Genomic DNA, 3,684 nt, shown 5'->3' with positions numbered 1-3,684 from the left:
GGCGGCCGACCTCGGCAGCGATGACGCGGCGTTCGTGGTGGACACCGCCGACGGCTACGAACTGCTCTGGTACGCCACCCAGGAGCTGGCGGACCTCGTCTGACGCCTGTGGGCGGCCCGGGCACAGGCCCGGCGCCCGGCCCGGCACCCGAACCGGGACCTGACAGAGCGCGGACAACAGCGGACGGCGGCCGCCCGAGGCGCGAACATATTCCTGCGCGTCGCGGACGGCCGCGGGCCGCCTGGTCTGGGAGCGTTCCAGGAGGGGCGCCGCGGGCTGGCCGGCCCGCCCCTCGAGCGTCCCGGCGCGGTGTTTCCAATGCTCGGTTTCCAGCGCTTCGGAGGGTGGGTTGGGATGGATGCCGTCGCTGTCGTCCCGGAACCGGTCAACGAGCCGGTCCGCGCCTATGCCCCGGGCAGCCCGCAGCGCGCCAGCCTGCGGGCGGCGCTGGAGCGGCTGGCGGGGGAGCGCGCCGAACTGCCGCTGGTGATCGCCGGGAGGGAGCGCCCGGGCGCCGGCGAGCCGTTCGAGGTGGTCGCCCCGCACCGGCACGAGCTGGTGCTGGGCGCGGGCCGGGCGGCGGCGCCCGGCGACGTCGCCGCCGCGGTGGACGCGGCGCTGGCCGCGGCGCCCGGCTGGCGGGCGCTGTCCCAGGACGACCGGGCCGCGGTGTTCCTGCGGGCGGCCGACCTGCTGGCCGGGCGCTGGCGGGACACCCTCAACGCCGCGACCATGCTCGGGCAGAGCAAGAGCTGCTACCAGGCGGAGATCGACGCGGCCTGCGAGCTGATCGACTTCTGGCGTTTCAACGTCGCCGCCGCCCGTGGGATCGTCGCCGGGCAGCCGCTCTCGGCGCCCGGCACGTGGAACCGCATGGACTACCGTCCCCTGGAGGGGTTCGTCCTCGCGGTGACGCCGTTCAACTTCACCTCGATCGCGGCGAACCTGCCGACCGCTCCGGCGATCATGGGCAACACGGTGGTCTGGAAGCCGGGCCCCACCCAGCAGCTCGCCGCCCAGCACACCATGTCGCTGCTGGCGGCGGCGGGCCTCCCACCAGGGGTGATCAACATGGTCACCGGGGACGGCGCGGCCGTCTCGGCGGTGGCGCTGCGGCACCGGGAGCTCGCCGGGGTGCACTTCACCGGGTCGACGGCGACTTTCCGGACGATGTGGCGGACGGTGGCCGAGGGGATCGACGGCTACCGGGACTACCCGCGGCTGGTCGGCGAGACCGGCGGGAAGAACTTCGTCGTCGCCCACCCCAGCGCCGGCCCGGACGCGCTCGTCGTCGCGCTGGTCCGGGGTGCCTTCGAGTACCAGGGGCAGAAGTGCTCGGCGGCGTCCCGCGCCTACCTGCCCGCCTCGCTGTGGCGGTCGGGTCTTCGTGACCAGCTGGTCACGCAGACCGCGGCGCTGACCTACGGTGACGTGTCCGACCTGAGCCTCTTCGGCGGGGCGGTGATCGACCGGCGGGCCTTCGACCGGCTGTCGGCCCTGCTCGCGCGGCTGCGCGCGGACCCGGACGTGTCGGTGCTCGTCGGTGGCGGCGCCGACGACCGGACCGGATTCTTCGTGGAACCGACGGTCGTCGTGTGCGCCGATCCCGCACACGAGGTGTTCACGTCCGAGTACTTCGGGCCGGTACTCGCCGTGCATATCTACGACGATGCTCCGGGACGGCCCGGTTCGGACGCTTTTACCACAGCATTGCGGGATGTCACGGACTTCTCGCCCTACGGGCTGACCGGCGCGGTTTTCGGCCGGGATCGCCGCGCGCTCGCCACCGCTACCGAGGCGCTACGGTACAGCGCCGGAAACTTCTACATCAACGACAAACCGACCGGCGCGGTGGTGGGCCAGCAGCCGTTCGGCGGATCGCGGGCGAGCGGCACCAATGACAAGGCCGGCTCCGCGCTGAATCTGCTGCGATGGGTCTCCCCGCGGGCACTGAAGGAGACGTTCGACCCACCGCGACAGGTCGCCTACCCGCACATGGGCTGAGCTCCTCACCAGGGCCCTTGCCAGGGCCTCCTACCAGGACCTCCGCGCCAGAACCTCTCGCCGGGACCGCTGCCCCGGGCCGACGCGCCGCGGGGCCCGAGGCGGCGTGCCGACCTGGACGCCATGCTATCCGCTTGCGGCCCGCATCCGGTGGCATCGTGCTGTTTTACGACCGACAGTGCTGTTTGGCAGTTGACAGGACTGTTTGGCAGTTGACATGGCTGTTCCGGCCATGGCGGACACTCGGACCACACCGTCGCCCGTTGGTCGTCCGGTTGGAACTGGACGTTCGGAACACGGCTGTGGAATGGTTCGATACCGGACCGTCCCGGGGGATGTTCCGGCCGGGGCCGTCGGCGAGCGTACCCGGCGTGACCGGGCGCGTGGACAGCCGCCATGCGCCTATTGGTTTGCCGCCACCCGGAAAGATCGCGACCGCGCTTCGCGATACTTTTGTGATGGATTCAGGGTGCGCCCGGCGCACCCACGGAGGACTTTCGTGGCCATGATGGGAACCCAGGATGATGCCGGAGGCTGCCACCCGTACCGGTGCGGATCCCCGCGGCGCGCACCGCGGGAAGGAGGCTGATCACCCGTGCTCTACCTCGCCGGCCAGATTCTGGTGCTCATGGCGGCGGCGCTGGCTGTTGGTGCACTGCTGACCTGGGTGTTCCTCCTCGGCCCCGTACATCGCCGGGTCGAGGAGATACGGCGTGCCACCGCCCTGCCCGCCCCCGGCACCGGGCCGCTGCCCGTTGTGACGCCGCCGGCAGGCAGGCCCGCTCCGGCAGGCACGCCCGACGCGCGGCCCGCCGGCCCGTCCGGTCCGCCGGCGGCCGGCGGTGACGCCCTCCGTCCCGCGTCCCGCGTACGGGACGACGATCCGGGCGACGGCGGCCCGGGCGACGGCGGCCCGGACACCGCCGGGGCCGGACCATCGGCTGTCGGCGCCGGGACCGGTTCCGTTCCGCCCGCGCGTGCGGGCACGCGGTCATCGGGCCAGCGGGACGACCACCAGCCGAATGATCACCAGTGGGACGATCGCCAGCAGGACGATCATCGGAGGGACGATCATCAGCGGGACGAGTGGCTGCTGGAGAAGGCGGCGCTCACGGCCCGGCTGGCCACCGCCGAGCGGCAGGCGGCCGAGTCCGAACAGCGGGTCACCGCCGCCGAGGGGCAGGCCGCTGTCGCCGGTCACCGGGTGTGGATGCTCGAGGAGGCCCTCGCCCGGGCCGAGGAGCCGGGCGAGCCCGACGACGCGGTGCCGTCGGACGCCGAGAACGTCCAGGCGCTCGCGGCCGAGGCCGTGCGGCTGCGCAGGCAGCTCGCCGAGGCCGAGGAGCGCTCCGCGAAGTTCTCCTCCCGGCTGGCGATGGCGCGTACCGAGGCCGAGGAGGCCCAGCGCCAGGTCGCGACCCTGACGACGAGGCTTGATCGCCACCAGGCCGAGTGGGCCGCCGAGAAGGTCCGGCTGCTCGCCCAGATGAGTGGCGGCGAACAGGCCTCGGCCGTGTCCGAGCACACACGCACCGCCCGCGTCGAACTGGATCTCCCGGATCCCGGCCACCCCATCGAATCCGCCCGCGGGGCTGCCACCCGGCCGGATGTTCCGGCCACCCTCGAGCCGGCCACCCTCGAGCCGGCCACCCTCGAGCCGGCTGCCCTCGAGCCGGCTG

2 protein-coding genes and 1 pseudogene are annotated in these 3,684 nt (G+C 73.2%); all 3 read left to right on the top strand.

From position 1 onward, the window contains the following. A partial coding sequence (locus AC5LSR_RS15850; RefSeq protein ID WP_493468629.1) for a DUF6912 family protein occupies window positions 1-103 on the top strand: 103 nt, incomplete at its 5' end. 252 nt (window positions 104-355) lie between these two features. Continuing rightward, window positions 356-2,005: an L-glutamate gamma-semialdehyde dehydrogenase gene (gene pruA / locus AC5LSR_RS15845; protein WP_493465265.1), complete on the top strand. Its 1,650-nt coding sequence runs from the start codon at window positions 356-358 to the stop codon at window positions 2,003-2,005. A gap of 595 nt (window positions 2,006-2,600) precedes the next feature. Further along, window positions 2,601-3,684: pseudogene (locus AC5LSR_RS15840) on the top strand (hypothetical protein); the annotation flags it as partial.

The organism is Protofrankia sp. CiP1_Cm_nod4, from assembly GCF_982290645.1.
The sequence above is the reverse complement of the archived record's forward strand: the minus strand, read 5'-3'. Positions and strand labels throughout refer to the sequence as shown.